Source organism: Microbacterium sp. Leaf351 (assembly GCF_001423825.1).
Classification (GTDB): domain Bacteria; phylum Actinomycetota; class Actinomycetes; order Actinomycetales; family Microbacteriaceae; genus Microbacterium; species Microbacterium ginsengisoli.
The window spans coordinates 124,663-126,951 of record NZ_LMPK01000033.1; the positions used below are offsets into that span (position 1 = coordinate 124,663).

Consider the following 2,289-nt stretch of genomic DNA (forward strand, 5'->3'; position numbering starts at 1 on the left):
TCGAGCGCGACCGGGTGACGGTCGGCGCCGGCGGGGGCATCACCTGGGGGTCGATCGCCGCGGACGAGGTCGCCGAGGTCGCGCTCAAGGCGCGGGCGCCGCTCGCCGCGATCGGCGCGACGCTGCCACCGGACTGGGCCGAGCGCGGTCCGGTAGCCTGAAGGTTGCGCTTCGGCGCGCCCCGCAGCATCCATCGGATAGGTATCTCTGTGTCGACGAACGCCCCCACCACCTCAGCCGCACCGTCTCCGTCGGACGACGTGCACGCCATCCAGGCGAAGTGGCAGGAACGGTGGGCGACCGCGGACCCGTTCCGCGCCGGCGACGCCGCCGATACCCGCCCCCGCAAGTACGTGCTCGCGATGTTCCCGTACCCGTCGGGCGATCTGCACATGGGTCACGCCGAAAACTACCTCTACAGCGACATCGTCGCCCGCTACTGGCGGCACCGCGGGTACAACGTGCTGCACCCGATCGGCTGGGACTCCTTCGGACTGCCGGCCGAGAACGCCGCCATCAAGCGCGGCGCGAACCCCGTGACGTGGACGTACGACAACATCGCGCAGCAGCGCACGAGCCTCAAGGCCTACGGCGTCTCGTTCGACTGGTCGCGTGTGCTGCACACGAGCGACCCCGACTACTACCAGTGGAACCAGTGGCTGTTCCAGCGCCTCTACGAGAAGGGCCTCGCCTACCGCAAGGATGCGCTGGTCAACTGGGACCCGGTCGATCAGACGGTGCTCGCCAACGAGCAGGTGCTGGCGGACGGCACGAGCGAGCGCAGCGGCGCGCTGGTCGAGAAGAAGAAGCTCACGCAGTGGTTCTTCCGCATCACCGACTACGCCGACCGGCTGCTCGACGACCTGAACCAGCTCGAGGGATTCTGGCCGCAGAAGGTCATCCAGATGCAGCGCAACTGGATCGGACGCTCGGTCGGCGCCGACATCGACTTCGAGATCGAGGGCCGCGCCGAGAAGGTGACGGTCTTCTCGACCCGCCCCGACACGCTGCACGGCGCGACCTTCATGGTGATCGCCCCCGACTCCGACCTCGCGGCGGAGCTGGCGGCCGGCTCGTCCGCCGAGGTGCGGCTGCGCTTCCAGGACTACCTGGCGAGCGTCCGCATGACGAGCGAGGTCGACCGTCAGAACACCGATCGGCCGAAGACCGGCGTGTTCCTCGACCGCTTTGCGATCAACCCGATCAACGGCGAGCGTCTGCCGATCTGGGCGGCCGACTACGTGCTGGCCGACTATGGCCACGGCGCGGTCATGGCCGTTCCCGCGCACGACCAGCGCGACCTCGACTTCGCGCGCGCGTTCGACCTCCCCGTGCGCATCGTGGTCGACACGACGGCTCCCGTCACCGGGGCGATCCCGGTGATCGAGACGGATGCCGCGGGTACCCCGCTCGACCTCGGCGCCGACGAGGCATCCCTAGCCGACCTCGACCCCGCCACCACGGGCATCGCGCTCACGGGCGAGGGCCGCATGGTCAACTCGGGACCCCTCGACGGACTCAGCAAGCGCAACGCCATCACGCGCGCGATCGAGCTGCTCGAGGCGGCCGGCACCGGCCGCGCGTCCCGCACGTATCGCCTGCGCGACTGGCTGATCTCCCGTCAGCGCTACTGGGGCACGCCCATCCCGATGCTGCACACCGACGACGGTCGCATCGTGCCGGTGCCCGGCGACCAGCTGCCGGTGACGCTGCCCGCCTCCGAAGGCCTCGACCTGAAGCCGAAGGGCTCGTCGCCCCTCGGCGCCGCAACGTCGTGGGTCGAGAGCGTCGACCCCGAGACGGGGGAGCGGGCGCTGCGCGACCCCGACACGATGGACACGTTCGTCGACAGCTCGTGGTACTTCCTGCGCTTCCTCTCGCCCGGCGACGCCACGCAGGCGTTCGACCCGGCCGCGGCGCGTGCCTGGGCGCCGGTCGACTTCTACATCGGCGGAGTCGAGCACGCCATCCTGCACCTGCTCTACGCGCGCTTCGTCACGAAGGCGCTCTATGACATGGGTCTCGTCGACTTCACCGAGCCGTTCTCGAGCCTGATCAACCAGGGCATGGTCATCCTCGACGGGTCGAAGATGTCCAAGAGCAAGGGCAACCTCGTGCTCTTCCAGGACGAGCTCGACGCGCACGGCGCCGACGCGCTGCGCGTGGCCCTCGCCTTCGCCGGCCCGGTGGAGGACGACAAGGACTGGAAGGACGTCTCGACGGTCGGGGCGGCGAAGTTCCTCGCGCGGGCGCTGCGCATCGCCGGTGAGGTCACGAGCGACCCCGAGG

Annotated in this window: 1 protein-coding gene and 1 pseudogene; both read left to right on the plus strand. The window is 69.8% G+C overall.

Features of this window, described 5'->3' with window-relative positions; genetic code table 11:
• Positions 1–161 (plus strand): annotated as a pseudogene (locus tag ASG00_RS17875) (hypothetical protein); the annotation flags it as partial.
• A gap of 48 nt (positions 162–209) precedes the next feature.
• Positions 210–2,289: leucine--tRNA ligase (gene leuS, locus ASG00_RS08955; RefSeq protein WP_442922629.1), on the plus strand; the 2,080-nt coding region annotated here is incomplete at its 3' end.